The sequence below is a fragment of the Trichocoleus sp. ST-U2 genome (genome assembly GCF_039961875.1).
GTDB lineage: Bacteria > Cyanobacteriota > Cyanobacteriia > Cyanobacteriales > FACHB-T130 > FACHB-T130.
In genome coordinates, this window is sequence record NZ_JAMPJY010000028.1 from 1 (window position 1) to 22,255 (window position 22,255).

Consider the following 22,255-nt stretch of genomic DNA (forward strand, 5'->3'; position numbering starts at 1 on the left):
CGCTTTTATAGGCTTTTCTAGTCATAGCCGCAGTTTTAGGCAACATCCACTTATGGTATTGGCGGCATTGCTATCCACTCCCTGTCTTCAGATTTACTTTATAAATCAGCTCTAAGTAAGGGTTTTCAGTTAAGTTTCACGCTTAACAATGTGAATGGAATCTTCAATTGAGGTGAGCGCATTCCTAATTTCATCCTTCAATGTCAAAGCTTCTGTCTTTATCCCATCGGCGTGAGTGCGTAAATGTGTTAGGTGAGTGTTGATGTTAGTAATGGAATCCATAGCTGTTTGAATCCGCATAAGCTGAGCTTCTATTGCCCGACAGTCAAGCTTAGACAAATTGGATTGTTGAGCCGCTAATTGTTGCCGAACAATTAAAAATTGAATGCCTATAGTAAGTAGATCGTGTGTAGTCGCGACCCACAGACCGTATTCACATTCACCAATTGCCCAATTACCTATTTCTTGCGCCAGACCGTTAAGAGAACAACTGAGGAAAATTGCCGCATTGGCTTTATGCCTAGCCATCGCTTTATTTAATTGGTCAGCAATCTGTTTACGCCCCCAAGGTTTTGACTCTCGGTTTCGCGCCTCAATGATGATTGATAGCTTTGTTGCTGCTACCGAAGTAGGGGCAAGCTTGATGAGAATATCGCCTGGTTGGTTTTGTTTGGCGACATAATGAACTTCAGCTCCGCTAAATTTTGACCAGGCTTGGGCTTCCACTAAAACGGTTTCTTCATAGCTGGTGCCTTTGGCAACGGTTTGTTGAAGAATTGATTGAGCTACCTCTTTTTCTCGGATTTCTTGACCCAACTTATCTACTTCATCGGCAAGTGGTTTAATAGCTTCTAGGACAACGGTTTTAACTGTTTTAGCTAAAGTCCCATTTTCGGCTGTGACATTTTTTAAGGCATTGGTAAATATTCCAGGCACTGAGTTAGAGAGATTAGGATTTAACAAATTCTGAATTTTATTCAAGGCAGCACCAAGCACTGAAGAATTTTTTGAGGGATCAATATCCTGAGCAAGTAAAGTTCTTACCGCATCCACTTGGGTTGTCAGGACAGCTTTAGTCAAATTAATTTCAGCTTTGATTGGAGCTAATACTTGACCATTATCTGCACCAATTTGACTGACTAACTTTTTCTCAAGGGTTTCAGGTATTGCTGCAACCGCTTTATTAAATTCGGTTAATAGGGTCTCCATCTGCCGCTTAACAAATTCAATCTCAGTACGGTTTTGAACTCTTTGTAAGCAAAACAACCCCATTTCAAAGGCTCTCAGACAAGTCTGTTCGTATTCAGCAGGCGGAATTTGTTGTAGGTAATGTACAGCATCAGGCAGAACAATTTCTAGCTCGTGGATTTTTATCTGGTTATTCAAAACCGAAATTTTTGCTGGGTATTTAGTAATACTCAAATCAGAGATGGAGTTTTTTCCATTTTTCGTTGTTGCCATCGATCTACACTCCTAGAGTTTTTTGAGTCGGCTGTTAGCAGCATAAATTTGCATTCCTAATGGAAACAAGGGGTTTTAAGGCGAGTTGGTAGTGAGTCACGATCGGTTATTCAAAGGGGAAGTCCGGTGGTAGGGTGATGATTCCAGTTACAACCAGTTGTTTGAATTGGTTAAGCAGGTCAGCTTGCCGCAAGATCCGGGTAACGTATTTAGGACGGCGCTGAAAGTCGGGTCCCCAGTCTTTGACGGTCTTGGGGCTGGCACCTGTAATATCTGCGATCGCATTAATACAAACTTTTCGATAGTTCAGACCCGATTCTTGAGTGACCCAACGGCGGCAATACTCCATCGGTTCCAGGGGCAACTGGCGAATGCTATCAATCCGATTTCCATTCCCAGGGGAACTCCTCCCTATCTGCATTCTTAGGTGCGGTAAGTGAATTACTGCTTACTGAATCCAAATTAGGGAATCTCTAGTCGCAAAACAAGAGTTTTAGTCATAAATCACGACTAAATTATTCTTGAGGATAATCAGCAGGTAGGATGATTTTTCTGATTTGATTGAGCATATCTGCCATGCGTAGGATATGCAGGACGTAGTTGGGTCGCCTCTCGAAGTTCTGTCCCCAATTGCCGATAGTCCTAGAACTCAGCGCCGTTGCTTCAGCTAGAGCAGTAATGCAGGCTTTTCTATACCCCCGCTCATCTGAGGACATCTCAACCCATCGTCTACAATATTCCAAAGGCTCCAAGGGCAGGTTACTGAGTGCGTCGATCCTATATTCAGTTGTCTGGCGATTGCTGTCTATTCCTCTGCACGATCTAAACGGCATTTTTACTCATGATTCGTGACTATTCATTTAACAGATATCATGAGTTGAGATGCGTCTGTTAATTACGAGATAAATTGGGTGGGCGGAGTCTGCTGGATGGTCGAAAGTCTCACCGGAATGAATTAATGAGATCACAAGTCGCTCCTGAGATACAGAACTCCAAAAGCTCGCCCAACGCTTAGTTAAACCGAATGGTGAAGCCCGCAACAGGAATACCTGTTTGTCGATCTGGGTGAGTGTTTAACAAAGCTGCGCTGTCATCTGGTCTATACAATGCCACTGGCGCTGAAGTTATCAGAAGTTCTCAAATGACTATGGAAACCTTACCCAGCGATTTTCAGAAGGCCCCAAGGTGTTGCCGATGATAGCCGTGCAGCTTCAGGATGGTAGCCACTTTGAGGCGAGGATTGCACTGCTGCGAAAAATGGTTCTGGCGAGAGCCTTTCCTGACTTGGATGAAGACCAGCGCCTCAATAAAATTACTGTAATTTTTGAAAGTCCTCAAACCCTAGACCGTTTATGCCCTGTTAGTGGGGGCACGTCCGAGACTTGCGGAGGTTGCTCAATACCTGGATTAGAACAGGTCTTCTAAACTAAACATGGGGCAAGCACAGGGATAAGAAGTTAGCACTTTCAGCCTATCTGTCTTATCCGTCTTTTATCCCCAACTCACGTTAATTACAAAGCAGGCGCTCCTTTCAACCCCCCTTAAATTTGTGGCACTATCTACAACTATTATTATTGAGATTGCTGGCGCAGCTCTATAACATTTCAACCCACCCCAAGGCAGGAGGGTTGATGAAACGGGCAAGATTTCCGGCAACTGGATTTGTGCCAGCGACCTTTTAACCCACCCCAAGGCGGGAGGGTTGATGAAACGATAAAAACTTGGCTGTCTCAGTACGGTGCAACGACTTTCAACCCACCTCAAGGCGGGAGGGTTGATGAAACTCTATATTTTTAAGTGCCAATTGGAACTTGAAATCTTTCAACCCACCCCAAGGCGGGAGGGTTGATGAAACTTCAGATTCAGATACCGCCTGCTCTGTTATCCAGGTATCCTTTCAACCCACCCCAAGGCGGGAGGGTTGATGAAACATATCTGGGATTCCCTCGTTCAGCCATTGATTTTGTACTTTCAACCCACCCCAAGGCGGGAGGGTTGATGAAACCTGAACTATTCGTGATTCCTTTCAACCCACCCCAAGGCGGGAGGGTTGATGAAACGCCAGCGGTTTTGGCTTGTTGCATCATCGATACATGGCTTTCAACCCACCCCAAGGCGGGAGGGTTGATGAAACGCAATCTTGTCGTTAAGCTGATTCCATAAGTCGTTGCTTTCAACCCACCCCAAGGCGGGAGGGTTGATGAAACTTCTTCAGGGAAGCCGCCAGGAGAGAAATCGGGGACTTTCAACCCACCCCAAGGCGGGAGGGTTGATGAAACGGAACGGTGGTCTACCCATCAATAAGTTGTCGCACACTTTCAACCCACCCCAAGGCGGGAGGGTTGATGAAACGGAACGGTGGTCTACCCATCAATAAGTTGTCGCACACTTTCAACCCACCCCAAGGCGGGAGGGTTGATGAAACCGCGCCCGCTGAAACCCTTGTCTAAACAACCTGACAAATACATTTTTGTCGGCTGATTTTAAATTGCTCATTTCAGCTCTTTCTCTAGGAGAAAGATTACTGGCGTGAAAGTCTAAAATCAAGACGGGACAAGAGTTTTGACTTTTTGACGGCATCTCCAGGATTTTGACCCCGCTTTCAGCCGTCAGAAAAAAAATAGGGAAGGCTCCCCCGAAGGGGACGAGTTCGGAGCCACCACTACGGTAATCCGCACCCTTGTTAACAAGGGCTAGGGCTTTGGGATAAATTTACCTTCTCCCTCAGCTTTACCACATTTCGCTGGGAGCGCACCTTTCACCCTATGAAGAAGGTATTCATAGAGCCAGCATCATGGGCGGGTAGCTACCAGGGTTCAGAAAGTAGGACTGCCAAACGAGCAGTCAAACAAACCCTAACTTAACGCTGTACAGAGGCAATAAGCATGTACAAACGGCGCTATTAATCTCTTATTATATTGATATTGTCAAGGTTCACAATAGGTTAACTTAGCTAGCTGATTCTTTACGGTTTTCACAAGCAGCTAGGACTAAATTCCTTGCTTTCTCTTGAGGAGTGTCCCCATGCGGTTGCCGTGCTTTTTCTGTGGCAATCCCAGCTCTTTGGGCTTTAACCTGAATACACTCAGCTAACCTGTTATAACTCCAACGGTGAATGCTGGCTCGATAATCCTTGGCGTAGCAATCTTGAAGCTCTTGATAGCCGGGAAATCTTTGTTCGGCTCTGGCTTTTACTTCACTCTCAGCCGCTTCTGAGATATGTCTCAAGTCAGGTAGGACAATACTGCTAGCTCGATACTGTAAAGCCACTTCCACAATCGCTTTTGCCAGCAGTCTATCCACATACTCCCCTTGTTTCACTTCTCCAAAGTTACAGGGAGCACCATTTTTTTGAGCGTTGTGGCGTTGGTGGCTGTTGAGGCGTTGTTGCTCTCGCCTACGCTTGAGTTGCTTATACGGAGTCTTTTCCTTCTTAGTTTTCCCCTTCTTGATGGGCTTGCTCAGTAATTGCTTAACATCACGATATGCCAGAACTTCGCCAGTCTTGATGTTGACAATCGCAACCGTTGCCGGTTTAGTTCGTCCGAAGCTAACCCCAATGACAATTGAGGGATCGCCCTTGTAGCCTGCTTGACTGGGGCGGGAGAAGCCATCAAAGGTTTTGAGTAGCTTTAGAGAAGTTTCATGGGCTGTCAGCTTGTTACTCCGACTGCTTTTTGCTTTCATGCTGTCGATAATTTTTTGCGTTTTCGCAATTCTCTCGGCACGTACCTCCTCGGTTCCCTCCGCTGTCCACAAACGAGTCTCAACAGAGCAGTGAAGCAACAGTCGATGCACTTGCCAGGGTTCGCCTTTGCCTTCACCTTCTTGCCAAACTAATCGAGCAGAACGTAAAGTCAGCAATCCAGCAGGAACCTGCTCCTTGTTCTGTGTAAAAATTTTGTAGTCTTGAGCAAGGCGTTCAAACCAATGTAGTTGGCGCTGATCGCAGAAAACCTCAAAGGTATGCTTGCTGATGCCTTTGCCATTGAAGCTAACGCAGATGCGTTTGTGTTCATTTCTCGACCATCGCAAGTCGGCGCTGGTTTCGTAGGATATCGAGAAGGGAACAGGGCTTTGTTTTCTGGTAAGACTGGCTTTCACTTCTCTCAATTGTTCGTCATCAATGATTAGTCCCTGCGCTTGTTCCAGGGCTTCCAGCCACTCTTGGTCAGATAAATTTCTTCCTTTAGGAAGCCGACTCTTTAGTTCCTCTTCGAGGCGTTCGATTTCAATTTCCTTCTTGCGCCGCCCCAGTTGATAGGCTTGGGGGTCTTCGTCTACTTCACTGACCTGGCACTTATTTTTTAATAAATAGGCGATCGCACAGCGTTGCTGGAGCGCTTTAGCTTTGTCATAGGCTTGAAAGAGGCTATCGAATAAGGCTTTTGAATGATCATTGAGAGCTTGGTCTGGTTTTTCTTTTTGAGTGCCCTCTAACTCAGCCTTTTTCTTGGCGAGGATTTTCGTGGCTTGAACACGTAGCGTTTCTAAACTACAACCGCTTTCTTGTTCTAGTTCCAAATCACTTCTAAGCATATCGAGCCAGCGTTGTTTTCCCTGAATGCGAAACCTCCGTTTTTCCTGTTGAGCAAACCAGGATTTGTAAATGTATTTGACTAAGTTTTCAGCAGCATTGGCGAAACGACCTGGCATATCCTGGAAGCGAGATTCGGCTCTGAGATTTTTGCAGAGTCCGTTGATGACTTCAGATGTAATGTTTCCTTCTTGCAACCAGTTATCTAAATCAGGGTGAGTATTAATCTGCTTCAGGAGTTCATTGACTAGAAGTGTGTTTGTCTCCACCATCAGTTGCCAGAGATGGTGTAGGGAGGCTTCAGTCGCTTTGAGCTGGCATTGAACTGTAATGATGCTCATGACTTGGGAAAGCTAAGAGAGTTTAATTGAGAAGCTGAAGGAAAACAGGTGTACTACATCAGCTCAAACAAAAACAGTTGTTCTAATTACAAGATGCGATCGCGGCTTTTACCTGGGAGCGTGATAATCGATAAACCTCTTTGGATGGAACCCATTACTGTTGCCATTTTCCAGCAACGACTCTCCAGCCAAACCCTTACCCATCGCTCTATTAATTCTTGCTGACAGTGCCTGCATCCTTAGTTCAAAAAATCGCTCAAAATCATCCTTGTACAAAGTTGTCGGCTCAATTAGGTGTGATCGCGTTACGTTCCATTTGGCTTCAAAGGCACGGGGAGACATCCCTAACTGGCAATTGGCGTAGAGCTGAATTAACTCCAGTTCTCGTTGTCCGAGAGGGCGAGGAGAGGTCATGAGTTTGTCTCCAACGGCAGAGGTTCGAGGTGTTCTTCCCAGCAGGTATCAGCGACACAGAACTGAGCGCCGGGAGATTCGGGATCTATGAGAATCAGGTATTTCCATGCCCACTGGTAGCGATGAGGAGCAAAGGTGTAGAACCGCCCAATGACAATGCCCCTGTCAGTTTCGTCTGTATCAGATAGCGGCTTCCACTGGAGGCGATCACCATACAGAAAACGCGGTATTTGGGCGCTATCTGGGAAGTTGGGGGGGAGGCGGACTGATGGAGGCGGTGCATCCAAACCGATTAAAGGCAAGTCCGGAATCACAATTACTGGGGGTTGAGTGAATACAATCAAAAATACGCGATATACGCGATATACGCAATAATAGCAATATTAGCGAAAATAGAGCTTTTGCGAGTTTGTGCGAGAATGAAGCCTGAAACTCCCGTGTATAGCTTATTTGTGGTCGATAAAAGGAAATCTACGAATTATCAGGAGTTGCGGGGTTTTGTCCCTAAGACGCTTTCCTTGAAGTTCAAGGGAATTTGTAAAAGTTTGGGTCAGGATATTAATGTCGGTTTAGAGGAAGCGATCGCTAACTGGATCGAAAAACAGCAACAGCAGGAAGACTCGCCACTGTCTGAGTCTTCGGGAGTAGTGGCTGCATCGACTGCGCCGCTGGCAGTACCCACGATCGCGTCTCTGATTAACGAAACGCTGAGTAACCGTGACTGGGCACTTGGTAAACTTGCGGCTGATGCTGAAATGCCCGTGGAACGGATTAATGAATTACTGGAAGGCGATCGCGCTTCAGATGTAGAACTTCAAAAACTCGCACAACGGTTGGTCAAATTGAACGGCGAAGCGTGGGAGGAAGGGGAACTGGTAGATATTCGACTGGCTGAGGATTTAAAGAGGAGACGACAACAGAAGCGATCGAGCTAACTGACTCACTCGCTCTCTTGTTGTTTGAGAAGTTGGAGTAGCTGTTGGAGAATTAGCCTATCTCAGGTTCTGCGCGTAAGCCTTTATTGCGAAAGTCAAACGCCTCACACTACAAGTTGCCAACTTAACTTAGATTAATAAAGGAAATACCTTGCTTCAGAGATGGAACGACAGGAGCTAACCTGGTCTGGAGAACTCCATACGAGCCTGACTGTGGACATTGATGGCTCGTCGCTTCCATTTGACAAGTTCCGTAAAGCACAAGAGGAAATCGCAACCCTACTGCGCGAGGTAGAGCAGAAGCTCGCTGAAGATAAGCGTTCATCTGTAAGTTGGGTTGTCTCATCGATAACAACCGGTAGCGTTCACTTGACGCTTGAAGGCATACCTACAGATGAGGTGCAACCCTATAACATCAATGAAGTTATTACAACAGTCGAGACAGGTCTAGCTAAGTTAGAAGAACGTCCAGAGCGACCACTATTCTTTTCTGACCGTGCTTTAGAGAGTGCTAAAGCGTTAGCTGAATTAGTTGGGAAAGATATTGTAGGGATTCAAGTTGGGTCTAATTCCCATAAGGTTAATCTCACTAAACATTTAGTCGCTAATGTAGATGAGTTAATCGGTGCGCGTTATAAAAGTTTTGGTTCTGTAGAAGGTGTGCTTAAGTCTATCACCATACACAGAAGACCAGCATTCAGAATTTATGATTTACTAACTGACAGAAGTGTAGCGTGTTACTTTCCCTCGAATTTTCTTGACAGGATAAAGAATGCTTTTGGTAAAAGAGTATCTGTTTATGGACTGATTCGTTCTAGGGAAGATGGTGAAAAAGTCAGTATAGAAGTTGAAGAGATGCAGGTTTTCCCTAGTAAAGGAGAACTGCCAAGGATTGAAGATGTAATTGGAATACTGGGAGGTGAAGATTGAGCCGTTCATCCAAGCCACTTCATTACTGGGATTCATGTGCATTCTTAGCTTTACTTAAAAATGAAGCTGATAAGATTGATGAGTGCAAACCAGTTATAAAGGCTGCTAATGATGGCAAACTAATAATTGTAACTTCGGCATTAACATTTATTGAAGTTATCAAACTCGAGAAAGGAAAGCCAAAGCTATCTAAGGATGTTGAAGAAAAAATTAGTTCATTTTTTAAGCATGAATGGATTTATATATACAACGTGGATCGGAAAATTGGAGAATTAGCCAGAGATTTAATATGGCAGTATGAATGGTTAAAACCAAAAGATGCTACCCATCTGGCAACAGCAGTTCAGGCTAAGGTAGATGTTTTAGAAACCTTTGATGATGATCTGCTTAAGCTCTCTGGTACAGTTGGCAATCCTCTCCTCCCTATCAGAAGACCGTATTTTCCCAGCCAGTTGGACCTTTTTGAAGATAATACATAAGGGTTCTGCTGCTTATGAAAATCCATCGCATCTCTAATTGAAGAAACTCTGAGTAACCGCGACTGGGCGCTTGGGAAACTAGCGGCTGATGCTGAAATGCCTGTGGAACGAATTAATGAATTACTGGAAGGCGATCGCGCTTCAGATGTAGAACTCCAAAAACTCTCACAACGGTTAGTTAAACCGGATGGTGAAGCTTGGGAGGAGGGGGAACTGGTGGATATTCGACTAGCTGAGGATTTGAAGCGGAGACGACAGCAGAAGCGCTGCTGCGAAGCGCAGATCGAAAAAATGACTCGAAGACCTGCCTGTTTTCAACAACCAATTGAGTTCGCTTATAGGTTGTAAATAGCCACCATTTTCGGCAAACCACGCTGGCGATTCCCGTGTTCTGGCTGGGAAAGCGAAGTTTTAGGACTACACCACTCAGATACTGCAAGCTTTAACTTTCTTGTCACTGCCTGAGCTTAACAGAAGCTAACAATCTTCCATAAAACCCTGCTGGTAAAGCTATGGTGTCGAATAGGGCTTCCAAAGAAACCAATTGGGACGTGGCATGACGGTAGATATACGAAAATTTTTTCAGGCAACTGACCCTGGCAAGACCCTGGTCGTAGAAAATCCGGAAGACAAGAAGTATTACATTGACTTTTCTTCGGTTCGGGGCGGCGAGATTATCAAGAAGCTGAAGCAAAAAATCACATTTTTCTCCCCCGATGCTCCTACCTGTGTTTTATTTACAGGGCATATCGGTTGTGGCAAATCCACCGAGCTAATGCGGCTGAAGACCGAACTGGAACACGAAGGCTTTCAGGTGGTCTATTTTGAGTCCAGTGAAGACCTGGAAATGACGGATGTTGATATTAGCGATGTGTTGCTGGCGATCGCACGTCGAGTCAGTCAGAGTTTGGACAAAATTACACTTGAGGAACCCAGTAGGCTCAAAGGTTTGCTACAAGGAGCCTGGAAGGTCTTAAACTCCGAGGTGACGGGGTTTAAATTGAAGCCTCCCGAAATGCCTGGAGTTCCCAAACTTGGTGATATCGGTATCACTTCGGAAAACGAAAAGTTTTCTCTCGCGTTTGGTATTGGCGAAATCACGACAAAGGCGAAAAGTGATGCAACGCTGCGGGAGAAACTCAACCAGTATTTGGGTCCACAAAAAACGCAGTTGTTGGAAGCTATTAATCAGGAACTGCTAGAACCTGCGATCGCTTCCCTGAAACAGCAAGGCAAAAAGGGGCTAGTGGTGATTGTGGATAATCTCGATCGCTTAGATACTCGCACCAAGTCTTGGGGGCGTCCTCAACAGGAATACCTGTTTGTTGATCAGGGTGAGTATCTCAAAAAGTTGAATTGTCATCTGGTCTATACGATGCCGCTAGCCCTGAAGTTCTCAAATGATTATGGGAACCTCACTCAGCGCTTTGATGAACCGAGGGTACTGCCAATGGTATCGATACAGTTACAAGATGGCAGTGAGTGTGAGGCAGGGATAGCATTGCTGCGGCAGATGGTACTGGCGAGAGTGTTTCCAGAGTTTGATGAGCAAGAGCGCCTTAATAAGATTACTGAAATTTTTGACAGTCCCAACACACTAGACCGCCTGTGCCGTGTTAGCGGGGGTCATGTTCGAGATTTACTGAGGTTGCTGAATACGTGGATTATGGAGGAAATGGAGCTTCCTCTGTCCGGTGCAACGTTGGAAGCCGTGATTCGCGCCCGTCGCAATGAAATGACCATGCCTATTTCCGATGATGAATGGGAGTTGCTGCGTCAGGTGCGGCAACGAAAGAAGGTAAGTGGTGATGATGGATACCAGGCGCTTATCCGCAGCCGATTGGTGTTTGAATATCGGGATAGCAGCGAGTCTTGGTTTGATATCAATCCGATTTTGGCAGAGGCGAAAGAGTTGCAGCCATGAGTGAATCGCACCGGGCTGAAGATGTTGCTGTTCACAACGAGCGATCGCTAAAAAAACTGGCTTGGGCGATTGAGGCGTCTGTTGGGCAGTTCAAGCTGTTTTTGGCGCGTTGTAACTATACCAGTTTGCGATCGCAGTTGGTCGAGCAGTTGCGAGAACTGATGAGCGTCGAAATCCGTATTCTGGAACTGAATGAGTCTGAAAAGACTCTCTATGCCAGAATTCATGCGGAATTAGACTCCCAACAGCCAGATGCTTTGATGGTATTTGGCTTAGAATTGGTGGGCGATCTGGATGAGCTATTGAGTACAACTAATCAAGTACGGGAGGAGTTTCGCAAGAATTTCCCTTTCCCACTTGTGCTTTGGGTCAGTGATGAAGTTTTGAAAAAACTACTTCAGCTAGCTCCTGATTTCGAGAGTTGGGCAACAACAACGGACTTTACGCTCACCACTCATGAATTAGTAGACTTTTTAAAGGAAACAGCCGAGCGATTCTTTGAGAGAAATTTAACCGTTACTTTATCAGCTTGCCGGGAAATCAAACTAGCTTGTCAGGATTTACAAAGCCGCAAGCAAGTATTAGACCTAGAACTCAGAGCGAATATAGAATCCTTGCTAGGGCTTGCTGAATATGTGGATTATGCCAATCGAAATTTAGATATCGCTCTAGAGCATTATCAAAAAGGGTTAGAACTTTGGCAGCAGAGTAATAATTTAGAGCGACAGGGTCAAATCCTCAGTGATATAGCCTTCTGCTATTACCTGAAAGCATTTCGGCGTCGAGAAATAGCTCACCCGGATTGGCAAGCAACTCGGCATTATCTTCGGCAATCTCTTGAAGTTTTTGAACAAGCTCAACGTCCAGATTTAGTTGCTAATTCGATTCTTGGATTTGGTAGAATTCTGAGACGATTACAAGATTGGGAGCAGTTGCAAACTCTTGCTCAGAAAGCTTTGCAACAGCATCAAACTGAAAACAGACCAATTGAACTGGCTCAAGATTATGGCTTTTTAGCTGAAGTAGCCTTAGAGAAAGAAGATTGGGCTGAGGCGAAGGAGTTTGCTCAAAAGGCATTAGACGTTTTATCAGATGTTCCCAGCTTTCAATCAGCGAATCGTTCAGGCGCTGTCTATAAGCTACCCGATAAACGTTTAATCTCTTCAGACCTAAGTCGATATTGGTTTATTCTGGGGCAAGCACAGCAACATCTAGACCAACCTCAAGAGGCTATCCGTAATTTAGAAACAGCTAAAAGAGTCGGTAGTCCTGAACATGACACCCAGCTATATCTCGATATCCTGTGCTATTTGCAGAAACTCTATTTTGAGCAAAAGGAATATCTCAAAGCCTTTGAAATTAAGCTAGAGCAGCAATCGATTGAGCAACAGTATGGGTTTCGGGCGTTTGTTGGTGCAGGTCGGATACAGCCACGACGACAGGCAAAATTGGCACTGACGCAAGTTGAAAGTCAGGAGACGATTGCCCCAGAGATTACCGCTTCCGGTCGGCAGTTCGATGTGGAGCGTTTAGTTCAGCGGATAGGCGAGCCTAGCTACAAGCTAATCGTAATTCACGGGCAGTCTGGGGTGGGTAAAAGTTCCCTAGTCAATGGGGGGCTAGTGCCAGCTTTGAAACAGAAAGCGATTGGCACGTCTGATGTTTTACCTGTACCGATGCGAGTTTACACGCGCTGGGTTGGGGAATTGGGGAAATTACTGGCAGAGGCACTCTTAGAGAAGGGAATCGATTTGCCGACTCCTCTCGACTCGCAAGCAGCTATCTTGGAACAGCTACAACAAAGTGAATCGCTCAATCTGCGGACGGTACTGATTTTTGACCAGTTTGAAGAGTTTTTCTTTGTCTATCCCACTCCTGGCGAAAGGCGGCAATTCTTTGAATTTGTGGGAGCGTGCCTCAACATTTTGCCTGTGAAGGTAATTCTATCGCTGCGGGAGGATTACTTGCACTATTTGCTGGAGTGCGATCGCCTGCCTAGCATGAAGACGATCGGCAACGATATTCTGACCCGGAATGTCCGCTATCAGTTAGGCAACTTTTCACCCGCCGATGCTAAAGCGATCGTGCAGCGCTTAACGGAACGTTCTAGTTTTCACTTAGAGCCTGCTTTGATTGAGGAGCTAGTGCAAGAGCTGGCAGGTAATCTGGAGGAAGTGCGTCCCATCGAGTTACAGATAGTGGGGGCGCAGCTACAAACAGAGAACGTTACAACGCTGGCTGAGTATCGGGAGCGTGGTCAAAAGGAAGAACTGGTCAAGCGCTACTTGGCAGAAGTGGTGAAGGACTGCGGTGCTGAGAATAAGCAAGTTGCTGAGTTGATACTGTACTTGCTCACGGATGAAAAAGGAACTCGCCCCGTGAAGACTCGTGCTGAAGTGGAAAAGGATTTACAGGTATTAGCAGCAGATTTGAGTGTAGAAGCTAGCCGATTAGATTTAGTATTAAAAATTTTTGTGGATTCTGGGTTGGTGATTTTATTGCCGGAACTGCCAACAGACCGCTATCAATTGGTGCATGACTATTTAGCCGCCTTTATCCGCCAGCAACAGGAACCGAAGTTAAATGAGTTAATTGCAGAACTGGAACAAGAAAGAAAGCAACGCCAGAAAGCAGAAGTAAAACGCCAGATAACGGAGCAGGAGTTAGGAAGAGCTGAACAGGCTAAGCAGATATTGGAGAATGCGAACCAAAAGGCAAAACAGCGAGTTCGCATCGGGTCAGCAGTACTGGTTGTGTCATTGGCTATAGCAGCAGTAGCAGGGGGATTGGCAAGCAAAGCAGCCCAGGCTCTTAAAGAAGCCCAGGAAATTACTAGACTAGAGCAGGCAGGAGTTAACTCTCTGCGAGAGTTTCAGTCTGGAAAAGAAATAGAGGCTTTACTTTTAGCGGTGCAAAATGGGCAACTACTCAAAAGTATGGTCAAAGATGGTCGCTCTCTTCAAGAATATCCAACAGTCACCCCTCTGTTTACTTTGCAAACGATTGTTGACAATATCCGTGAGAAAAACCAGCTTGGGGAGCATTCGGGAACATTCATTAGCGCTGACCTGAATCCCCACCAGAAACAAATTGTTACTGCTGAAAGGGATGGAACTGTTCGTCTATGGAATTTTTCAGGGAAACAGCTAGCAGAATTTAATGTTTCTCAAGGTGTATTACATAGCGTGAATTTTGTTCGTGGCGGCAAACAAATTGTCACTATTGGGGGGCGAACTGTTAATTTGTGGGATTTGTCTGGCAAAAAGCTAGCAGAATTCAAAGCTCCCCAAGATGCATCAGACGAATGGAGCTTCATATCGAGCTTTAACTCTGATAACAAACAAATTGTCATTACTGGAGAGAATGGTTTTATTCGTTTATGGAATTTGTCAGGGCAAAAGCTGGTAGCATTTAAAGTTCCTCAAGACGCATCAGGTGAAGTTAGTCTTAGCCCTGATAGCAAACAAATTGCCACTGCTGGACAGGATGGCTTGATCCGTTTATGGAATTTGTCAGGGCAAAAGTTGGCAGAATTTAAGGGGCACGACGACATTATTTTTGATATAAGTTTTAGTCCTGACGGTAAACAAATTGCTACAGCTTCGGCTGATAATACTGCTCGGTTGTGGAACTTGTCAGGGGAGCGGTTAGCAGAATTGAAGGGACATCAGGCATGGGTTAGGAAGGTCGCTTTCAGTCCCGATGGTAAGCGAATTGCTAGTGGTGGAGATGATGGGACTGCTCGACTATGGGATTTGTCTGGGCAGCAGTTGGCAGAATTTGGGGGACATGAAGGTACTGTCTGGAACGTTAGCTTTCACTCCGATGGTCAACAACTGGTTACTTTGAGCGAAACGATGAGACTGTGGAATCTATCTGGAGAGCATCTGTCAGAATTCAAGGCGCATCAGGATAATATTAATGAAGTTAGTTTTAGCCCTGACGGTAAAAAAATTGCTACGGCTGGAGATGATGGTGTCGCTCGTCTTTGGAGTCTGTCCGGACGGAAACTAGCAGAACTTAAGGGGCGTGGACTCGGTGTTATCCTAAGTATCAGCTTCAGCTCAGATAGCAAAAAAATTGCTACGGGAGAGACATTTATAGCTGAGTCTATAAATGATCAACTTGCTCACACTCCCAAAGGTAACGTTCGACTGTGGGATGTGTCTGGACGGCTGTTGAACGAATTTAAAGCGCATCAAAATCTTATCCACAGCATTAGTTTTAGCCCTGACGGTAAGCAAATCGCTACTGCTGGAGGCGATGGAATCGTTCGCTTGTGGGATTTGTCCGGACAGCAGCTAAAGGAATTCGGGGGAAATAAAGACTCAAACTCCAGCGTCAGTTTCAGTCCGGACGGTAAGCAAATAGCTGCTGCTGGACGTAATGGTATTGTCCGCATATGGAATCTAGATGGAAAACAGCTAGTCAAGTTCAAGGTGGATAAGAACTTAATATTCAGTGTCAGTTTCAGCCCGGACAACCAACGAATTGCTACTGCTGGAGAGGATGGTTTTGTACAGCTTTGGAAGACAAACGGGCAGCTTTTGAAAAAATTCAAAGCACATCAGAGTTTTGCCAGCAGCATTAGTTTCAGCCCGGACAGCCAACGAATTGCCACTGCTGGAGGGGATGGTATTGTCCGACTATGGAATTTGGCTGGGCAGCAGTTAGCAGAATTTAAGGGGACACAGGACAGGTTTGGTCACGTCAATTTCAGCCCTAACAACAAACAAATTGTCATCGCAGGGGAGAATGGCACAGTTCAATTATGGAGAGTGGATGATTTAAACGGGTTACTGGTACGAGGATGTGATTGGCTGCATGACTATCTAAAGACCAGCTCCAAAGTGAATGAGAGCGATCGCCACCTTTGCGACGACATCACTATTCGCAAGTAGAGGGCGAAGCCGATCGTACCTCTGACATCGAACTCCAAAAACTCGCACAACGGCACGTTAAACCGAACAGCCAAGTGTGGGAGGAGGAGGAACTGGTAGAGGATTTGAAGCGGAGACGACAGCAGAAGCGATCGCAAAAATGACCCAAAGACCTGCCTATTTGCACTCAACCGCAGCCTGTAGGTAGAGCAGACAGAGCTGTTTGCTGGTTATTGTTCAAATACTTAAAGACTTGAGGTAGTTTGCCAAGCAAACCTACCAAGTTACTTGTACTACACTTGAGTTACAGCAAACATACAAATTGATGAAATCTGTTTAAAGGCTATTTTGGAAAAAGCATTCATCACAGAACTTTAGGAGCAACACTTTGTCGCCTGAGAGATTCAAGCAGATTAAAGAACTAGAGACAACGATTCAACGGGTGCTTCTTGAGCATCGTTCGCTCTCAGGATCAAATGACCTGCTTCGTACTTTCCTTGCCCCCTTAGCAGCCCTTATTCTTCTGCGCTGGATATCCTTCAACGAATCTGAGCAGGAATCCTTGAGCGGTCAAGGCTACGGGTACTTATTGCCAGGTAAATTTAGTTGGAAAAACTGGACCCAGCTTAGAGGAGAACAACTACGCGAATTTTTAGTGGGAGAACTCGGCTCTCGATTGAGATCTCTTCCCCAAGCTGGATGGGGTATGTGTTTGCGTACCATTGGCAACCACATTGAGATCGAGCATTTTACTGCTAAAACCCTCGATATTCTGGTCGATCAGATAGGTCAAGTCCCTTTAGAGACGCTGCAAGATAGAGAAGTTCTTGGGGAGCTTTTCACGCGACTTCTACAAAACTTGATAAAGAAACAGAAATACTCTGGGCAATTTTTCACGCCACCTGCTGTTGTCGAACTCATGGTGGAACTAGCTAAACCTCAGCCTGGAGAGCGTATCTACGATCCATGTTTTGGAACAGGTGGTCTTTTGGTTGCTTGTGTACCAGGCTTGCGCGAAGCAGTGAAAATGCAGTCATCTGAGAATTCGTTAAAGTTCCAAAACCATATACCTTCACGGCGAAAGTTTCCCACCAGTTCCCAAAGCAGGGGAAGCAGGGGGAGACTAAATACTAATGGGTTATTTCTGCCAAGCTGGTCTAGCATCTTTGGTGTTGAGATCGACCCTTACCTCTATGTGATTGCTATGGTTCGGGTGATGCTCAGTGGTGTGGACAATCCAGAACTAGAGTTAGGAGATACACTTGAGCGTCCAATCGGGCAGATTGGTCATGGTAGTAATCCATTCCAAACAGGGTTGGATTTAGCAACAAATTCAAGTAGTAGTCCCTTAGCACGACAGCGCCCACAGCGTGCAAAACAGTCTACAAGCCAGCAAACATCTGATCTAGCATTTGAAGGATTTGACTGCATTTTAGCTGTTCCACCATTTGGAGCTAAGGTTAACTCAGAAGTGGCTAGGCGTTTTCCTAGCGGAGGTCGTGACTCTGGAACACTTTTTCTACAACATATAATGGCAGCACTTCGACCAGGAGGGCGTGCTGTAGTTGCCTTACCAGAAGGCGTTTTGTTTCGCAGTGGTTCAGAACAGAGAGTTCGTCGGATTCTACTTGAAGAATATAGAGTTGAGGGCGTGATTTCACTCCCTCCAAATGCATTTGCTCCCTATGCAGGAATTAAGACAAGTATTCTAGTTTTTTCGCGTCAGCAACCATCTGATTCGGTTCGGTTTTACCAAGTTCCTGACCTTTCTAGACAATCTACCATTAAGTCTATCTGGTTTTCTCTTAATGCAGACGTGAGAGACTTATTGAGCGACGATATTAAGTTAAACCGTGAAGGACTACTTCCGCGTGATATTGCACAGGAATTCCGTCAAGGAAAATTCAATGATATTCTATGGAAAACACCAATCAAAAAGTTAGCTGAACGTACATGGAGGCTTGATGCAAAGCAAACTGGAGAAGATAGCTTGCAAACATTTCTTCAAACAGTTCGTTCAACTGCTCCAAATGTTCATATTAAGCGTTTGGAAGAGATTGCAGAAATTTTTATTGGTATTCACTCCACTCGCTTATCTGCTACTTTGAATGCTCAAGAATCGAGTGCTAAAAATGCAATCAGAGTTGTTCGAGGTGCTGATGTCGAGCAGGGTAAGATTCGTTTTCCTACATCAGTTATTAGTATTGATGATAAGTTAAACCCAATAATTTTGGAAAGAAGTAGGCTTCAACCTGATGACCTACTACTGCCAAGGGTTCAAAGTTTAAACAGTGATATCAAAGTTGGAGTTGTTTCCCAAAAGCTTGTAGGTACCGTCGCGGCAGACAGTTTGGTAGTTATTCGTTTTCGAGGACTAGAGACAGAACTCTCTGCTGCGTATCTGGCTGCATACTTGTCAGTGCTACTCCACTTGCCTAGGTATCAGACTTGGCTTAAAGACCATGCATCTTCTGTTGGGACTGTTGGGAGCTCTTTCACTAGATTATCTGTCGAAGAGCTTCGTAAACTGCCAATTCCTGTTCCACCACTGCGGATACAGAAAAGCTTGGCTCAACAGACTGTAAACGGTGCAAGTAATCCGACAAAACAACTTCTTGCTTACCTATCTCACGAAAATTTCGATCTGATTGCTGAATGGCTTGAAACCGATTCAACTATCCAAAGCGTTCTGAATGTATCACGTTATGCAAAAAGAGAAGGTAATTTTTCCCTGCTTCTGCGCGTCGGTGATTTATATGAGGCAATTTTACGTCTCCGAAATCAGGTTGCTCATTCTCTAAGACAAACTAGCCCCATCCTTGCTAATTGGATATTAGAGTTAGCACCAGGTCTCGGTATTTTGAATGGATTCGAGGAGATTCCTCCGGGAACTGCACGACTTACAGTGCTGACTAATGTGAAAGTTTTTCTCACTAGGGCGCTTATGAGCTTACCCGTTTCAGAGGTGCCATTAAATAAGCGTGCTAAACAGCTAACACTTGGATTGCTCGATTTAGTTGATAGAGAAATACAAGAACAAGTTACAGATGTCCGTGTGGAAGCTAAATTAAGTCCACCTGTCATTGCAACTGCTTCAGGAACCGAAAGAATTCAGACTCTTCACTTTTTAGGTTACGGTACGGAAGTGATTCTGACTCTTCACAATATAGGAGTAATCCCCATTAGGCAAGTTTGCATCTCGACTCGCCCAGAATTTGGTAAGGCTCAAATACCATATTTTGATGAAGGACAAAGGATAGATATACCTTTGACAGTTCCGGTACAAGAAGCTGAGGGAATGCTAAACCTTGAAGTACGGTGGTCAGGTACACTTTTGAATGGTGAAAGCATTGAGCGCGAAATTCCCCTCACTATTGAAATCAGACCTTTGGAGCAGATATCGGATAAACCCCTTATCTTCTTAACAACATTTACTGGAGCCGGAAAAACAGAGGGGACATTATCCTTTTTTCCGCTCGAATCGCTTGAAAAAGACTTAGGGGCTAGTCCATACATTGTGGGAAAGCCTGTTGACCGGGAGGCGATGTTCTACGGGCGTAGGAAGGTAATCGACACAATTCATCGGCAACTATCTACATCAAACAATGCCAATGTCATTCTCTTGGAAGGCAACAGGCGTACAGGAAAAACATCAATATTGAGATATCTTCAGCGAGAAGGAAAGCTTCCAGGATGGATTATTGTAGAGTGTTCCTTTCAAGAAGCTAGAGGCGACGAGGATAAAGTAGGAATTCCGACAAAGGAAGTGTTTCGCCTCATGGCAAAAAAACTAGGTACGGCGGCGATTGATGCGGGTCTAATCGTGCAGCTTCCCAATGCTCCTTCCTACGATCCAAAACGTCCTCTCAAAACGCAATTTGTGCGATCACTCCGCCAATACTTCTGCGAAGACTATCCCTTTGAAGACTTTGGACTCTTCCTGCAATCGGTTCTCGAAGCTGCGAGTCCACGGCGTATTCTTTTCATGCTTGATGAATTTGACAAGCTCCAAGAAGGGATCGATTCCGGAGTCACAAGCTCTCAGGTTCCTGAAAACATCCGCTATTTGTTCCAGAGCTATTCTAATTTGTCGGGCATTATCACTGGCTCTCGTCGTTTGAAGCGTTTGCGTGAGGAATATTGGTCTGTACTATTTGGTTTGGGCTATCGGATAGGGCTTGACCCACTTGAACGAGATGAAGCCCGTGAACTTGTCACTCAGCCAGTGGAAGGTCGCCTTGTCTACGTCTCCCAAGCAAGAGACCGCGTTGTTGAGCTATGTGCCTACCAGCCTTTCTTAATTCAGTCTTTATGTAACCGCATTTTTGAACGTGCAGCCCAAAGTAATGAACGGATGATTACCCTCAGTGCTGTACAAGCAGCCGCTGATGAAATGGTGCGTGACAATGAACATTTCCGCACATTATGGGACTACGCAGGCACAGAACGGAGGCGATTTCTTTTGTCACTATGCCACAAACTCGAACCAGGATCTGACCCTGTGAATATGGCTCTACTGGAGATTAAGTTAGAAGAAGCAGAGATTCTGATTCCGTCTAGGAAGCATCTGGGTGAAGATATTGAGTTTCTGCGAGAACTCGAACTTTTGGAACTCGACACCACAGGAGCCTTACCTGTTTACAAGCTGGCGATTCCACTAATGGCAGACTGGATAAGGCAGAATATCGACCATGAAGACCTTCGCCGCAAAGCGGTGGAAGAAGGGCAAGAAAATTTCCTATGATGATCAACCCGTATCAAGTCTTAGGTACAAAACCAGTTATTTTTCGCGGTAGAAAAAAGCTATTTGAGCAACTGACCCGTCAAATCACTAAGCCAACCCCCGACCATGTACAGGTTGTCGGACGAAAGTTTGTTGGTAAAACAGTTTTTCTTAAGCATCTTGCCTTTACTTACCAGGGAGGACAGGAACCCTACACTACAGCATTTTACTGGGATCTAGGTCATCTAACCCCAAGCACAGACAATGAATTTCTACGTCGTTTTTCGGAAGAAATCAGGTCAGCACTCCTACCCGTCAGACCAGATATAGCTGATGAACTCGATCCAAAGCTTGGTGACTTATGGGATATTCTGCCGGAAGTATTGGAGCTTTTGGAGGACGAAGACCAAAAAGTGCTAGCAGTCCTTGACGGATTCGACAGAGTGCTGAGCATGACGGGCATTACTCGCAACCTTTGGGATTACCTACGCTCCCTAGCAGAAAAGAAGAGTCTGACCCTTGTGACAGGTAGCCGCCGCCCCCTTCGCGAACTTTGTAAAACAGAGGAGTCTCAAACTTCTGATTTTTGGAATATATTCAACCCCACTCCTCTAAGGGTTACTCCCTTTGTTGAGGATGACTGGTCTGAGATGTTAACACCTCTTAGAGAAAAAGGAATTGTATTTGATAGTAGTGGTCACAAGGAACTCATCAATTGGAGTGGAGGAGTACCTATTCTGGGTGCTGCTATCTGCAATTACCTTTTTGACCTGTCTGAATCAGGAGCCACCATTTCTAAAGAACAAGTTGATGGGGTAGCCAACAAGGTATTTGAAGAATATCAAATTATTTTAGATGAACTGTGGGATGGCTGCTCAGTAGAAGTTCAAAGCGACTTAATTGAGCTAATAGAAAAAGAACTATCTTTATCCCAAATCCCCAATCCTCGATGTGAGATATTGCAAGAGTGTGGTTACGCTTACACATCCAGCCATCAGATTAAAGGTTCCTGCCGTTTAATGCAGAAGTATGCCAAAAAGCAAGGAAGCCAGGTCACTGACTTACGACGCTTATTTGGCAAGCTCAACGAGTATGGCAGAAATGTCCGTAATTTACTTGAGTTGAGATTGGCACAAATTCCAAATCCAGATAAAGATTTGCAACGTCTAATTGGACGGGCTATCGCAGACTTGCATCCAGAACCAACTGATAGCGTCATTTCCTTTCGCAGCATCGCAAGTAAAGCACTCGACTTAATTTGGAATGCTGAAGTTTCAAACCGCCAAATTCCGCAAGACTGGATAAACCAGTGGCAGCAAGATAACGAGTGGACAGCACAGACAAACAATCTTCCAGTTAGTCGCGGCATCCAGTGTGAGATTCTTCGCGTTATGACAAATACGCGCCGAGGCAATACTCAAGCTGTTGCTCGCTTTGTTTCAAAGCAAACGGCTATTCTTATGAGTCACATCCAATCAGTGGGGGACTTCGGTCAGCATACGGGAGGGCAGAGAGTATCGCTAGAGACGGCTGTTGCTTTTTGCTTGTCTGCCATTGAACTCTGTGAGAATTTGGGGCGTGAGTTGCCATAATCTCGCGAATGAGCAGGTTACAAAGCATGAGTTGCTTCC

15 protein-coding genes, 1 pseudogene and 1 CRISPR repeat array are annotated in these 22,255 nt (G+C 45.3%); of the genes and pseudogenes, 10 read left to right on the top strand and 6 right to left on the bottom strand.

What is annotated here, in order from left to right; all coding sequences use genetic code 11:
- Nucleotides 1-129 precede the first annotated feature (129 nt).
- From NC996_RS18055 to NC996_RS18065, 3 genes are all read right to left on the bottom strand, one after another.
- Nucleotides 130-1,266: a hypothetical protein gene (locus tag NC996_RS18055; RefSeq protein WP_190686400.1), complete on the bottom strand. Its 1,137-nt coding sequence runs from the start codon at nucleotides 1,264-1,266 to the stop codon at nucleotides 130-132.
- Nucleotides 1,267-1,567: 301 nt separating this feature from the next.
- The gene (locus NC996_RS18060; RefSeq protein ID WP_190686402.1) at nucleotides 1,568-1,882 is read right to left on the bottom strand and encodes a hypothetical protein; all 315 of its coding nucleotides are present in this window, start codon (nucleotides 1,880-1,882) and stop codon (nucleotides 1,568-1,570) included.
- A 94-nt stretch (nucleotides 1,883-1,976) separates the two neighbouring features.
- On the bottom strand, nucleotides 1,977-2,294 hold the full coding sequence (locus tag NC996_RS18065; protein WP_190686405.1) for a hypothetical protein: 318 nt from the start codon (nucleotides 2,292-2,294) through the stop codon (nucleotides 1,977-1,979).
- 201 nt (nucleotides 2,295-2,495) lie between these two features.
- Between NC996_RS18065 and NC996_RS18070 the strand changes: the two are divergent.
- Nucleotides 2,496-2,870: pseudogene (locus tag NC996_RS18070) on the top strand (ATP-binding protein); the annotation flags it as partial.
- Nucleotides 2,871-3,484: 614 nt separating this feature from the next.
- Nucleotides 3,485-3,886: a CRISPR direct-repeat array (repeat unit 37 nt; unit sequence CTTTCAACCCACCCCAAGGCGGGAGGGTTGATGAAAC).
- A 524-nt stretch (nucleotides 3,887-4,410) separates the two neighbouring features.
- Here the strand turns inward: NC996_RS18070 and cas12k are convergent.
- The 3 genes from cas12k to NC996_RS18085 all read right to left on the bottom strand — a co-directional run bounded on the left by cas12k (nucleotide 4,411) and on the right by NC996_RS18085 (nucleotide 7,097).
- Nucleotides 4,411-6,339 carry a type V CRISPR-associated protein Cas12k gene (cas12k, locus tag NC996_RS18075; protein WP_190686408.1) on the bottom strand — a complete coding sequence of 643 codons (1,929 nt, stop codon included), beginning with the start codon at nucleotides 6,337-6,339 and terminating at the stop codon, nucleotides 4,411-4,413.
- Between the two features lie 108 nt (nucleotides 6,340-6,447).
- On the bottom strand, nucleotides 6,448-6,753 hold the full coding sequence (locus NC996_RS18080) for a hypothetical protein (RefSeq protein WP_190686411.1): 306 nt from the start codon (nucleotides 6,751-6,753) through the stop codon (nucleotides 6,448-6,450).
- Nucleotides 6,750-7,097 (bottom strand): hypothetical protein, encoded by a 348-nt coding sequence (locus NC996_RS18085; RefSeq protein WP_199303130.1) that lies wholly within the window; start codon nucleotides 7,095-7,097, stop codon nucleotides 6,750-6,752. The genes NC996_RS18080 and NC996_RS18085 overlap by 4 nt, the downstream gene beginning before the upstream one ends.
- A gap of 75 nt (nucleotides 7,098-7,172) precedes the next feature.
- Here NC996_RS18085 and NC996_RS18090 point away from each other — a divergent pair, with 75 nt between their 5' ends.
- The 9 genes from NC996_RS18090 (at nucleotide 7,173) to NC996_RS18130 (ending at nucleotide 22,216) form a co-directional block, all read left to right on the top strand.
- Complete coding sequence (locus tag NC996_RS18090) at nucleotides 7,173-7,688, top strand: hypothetical protein (RefSeq protein WP_190686414.1); 516 nt, start codon at nucleotides 7,173-7,175, stop codon at nucleotides 7,686-7,688.
- Between the two features lie 213 nt (nucleotides 7,689-7,901).
- The gene (locus NC996_RS18095; protein WP_199303131.1) at nucleotides 7,902-8,618 is read left to right on the top strand and encodes a hypothetical protein; all 717 of its coding nucleotides are present in this window, start codon (nucleotides 7,902-7,904) and stop codon (nucleotides 8,616-8,618) included.
- Complete coding sequence (locus NC996_RS18100) at nucleotides 8,615-9,097, top strand: PIN domain-containing protein (protein WP_190414902.1); 483 nt, start codon at nucleotides 8,615-8,617, stop codon at nucleotides 9,095-9,097. Before NC996_RS18095 ends, NC996_RS18100 begins: the two co-directional genes overlap by 4 nt.
- A gap of 96 nt (nucleotides 9,098-9,193) precedes the next feature.
- Nucleotides 9,194-9,445, top strand: coding sequence for a hypothetical protein (locus NC996_RS18105; RefSeq protein ID WP_190686420.1), 252 nt, complete (start codon nucleotides 9,194-9,196; stop codon nucleotides 9,443-9,445).
- A gap of 208 nt (nucleotides 9,446-9,653) precedes the next feature.
- Nucleotides 9,654-11,021, top strand: a complete 1,368-nt coding sequence (locus NC996_RS18110) for a P-loop NTPase fold protein (protein WP_190686423.1) — start codon at nucleotides 9,654-9,656, stop codon at nucleotides 11,019-11,021.
- On the top strand, nucleotides 11,018-15,922 hold the full coding sequence (locus tag NC996_RS18115; protein WP_190686426.1) for a hypothetical protein: 4,905 nt from the start codon (nucleotides 11,018-11,020) through the stop codon (nucleotides 15,920-15,922). The genes NC996_RS18110 and NC996_RS18115 overlap by 4 nt, the downstream gene beginning before the upstream one ends.
- Entirely contained in the window at nucleotides 15,895-16,065 is a 171-nt protein-coding gene (locus tag NC996_RS18120; protein ID WP_190686429.1) for a hypothetical protein, read from the top strand. Before NC996_RS18115 ends, NC996_RS18120 begins: the two co-directional genes overlap by 28 nt.
- Before the next feature lie 398 nt (nucleotides 16,066-16,463).
- Nucleotides 16,464-20,645, top strand: coding sequence for an N-6 DNA methylase (locus NC996_RS18125; RefSeq protein ID WP_190686432.1), 4,182 nt, complete (start codon nucleotides 16,464-16,466; stop codon nucleotides 20,643-20,645).
- Complete coding sequence (locus tag NC996_RS18130) at nucleotides 20,642-22,216, top strand: ATP-binding protein (protein WP_190686435.1); 1,575 nt, start codon at nucleotides 20,642-20,644, stop codon at nucleotides 22,214-22,216. Before NC996_RS18125 ends, NC996_RS18130 begins: the two co-directional genes overlap by 4 nt.
- Nucleotides 22,217-22,255 lie beyond the last annotated feature (39 nt).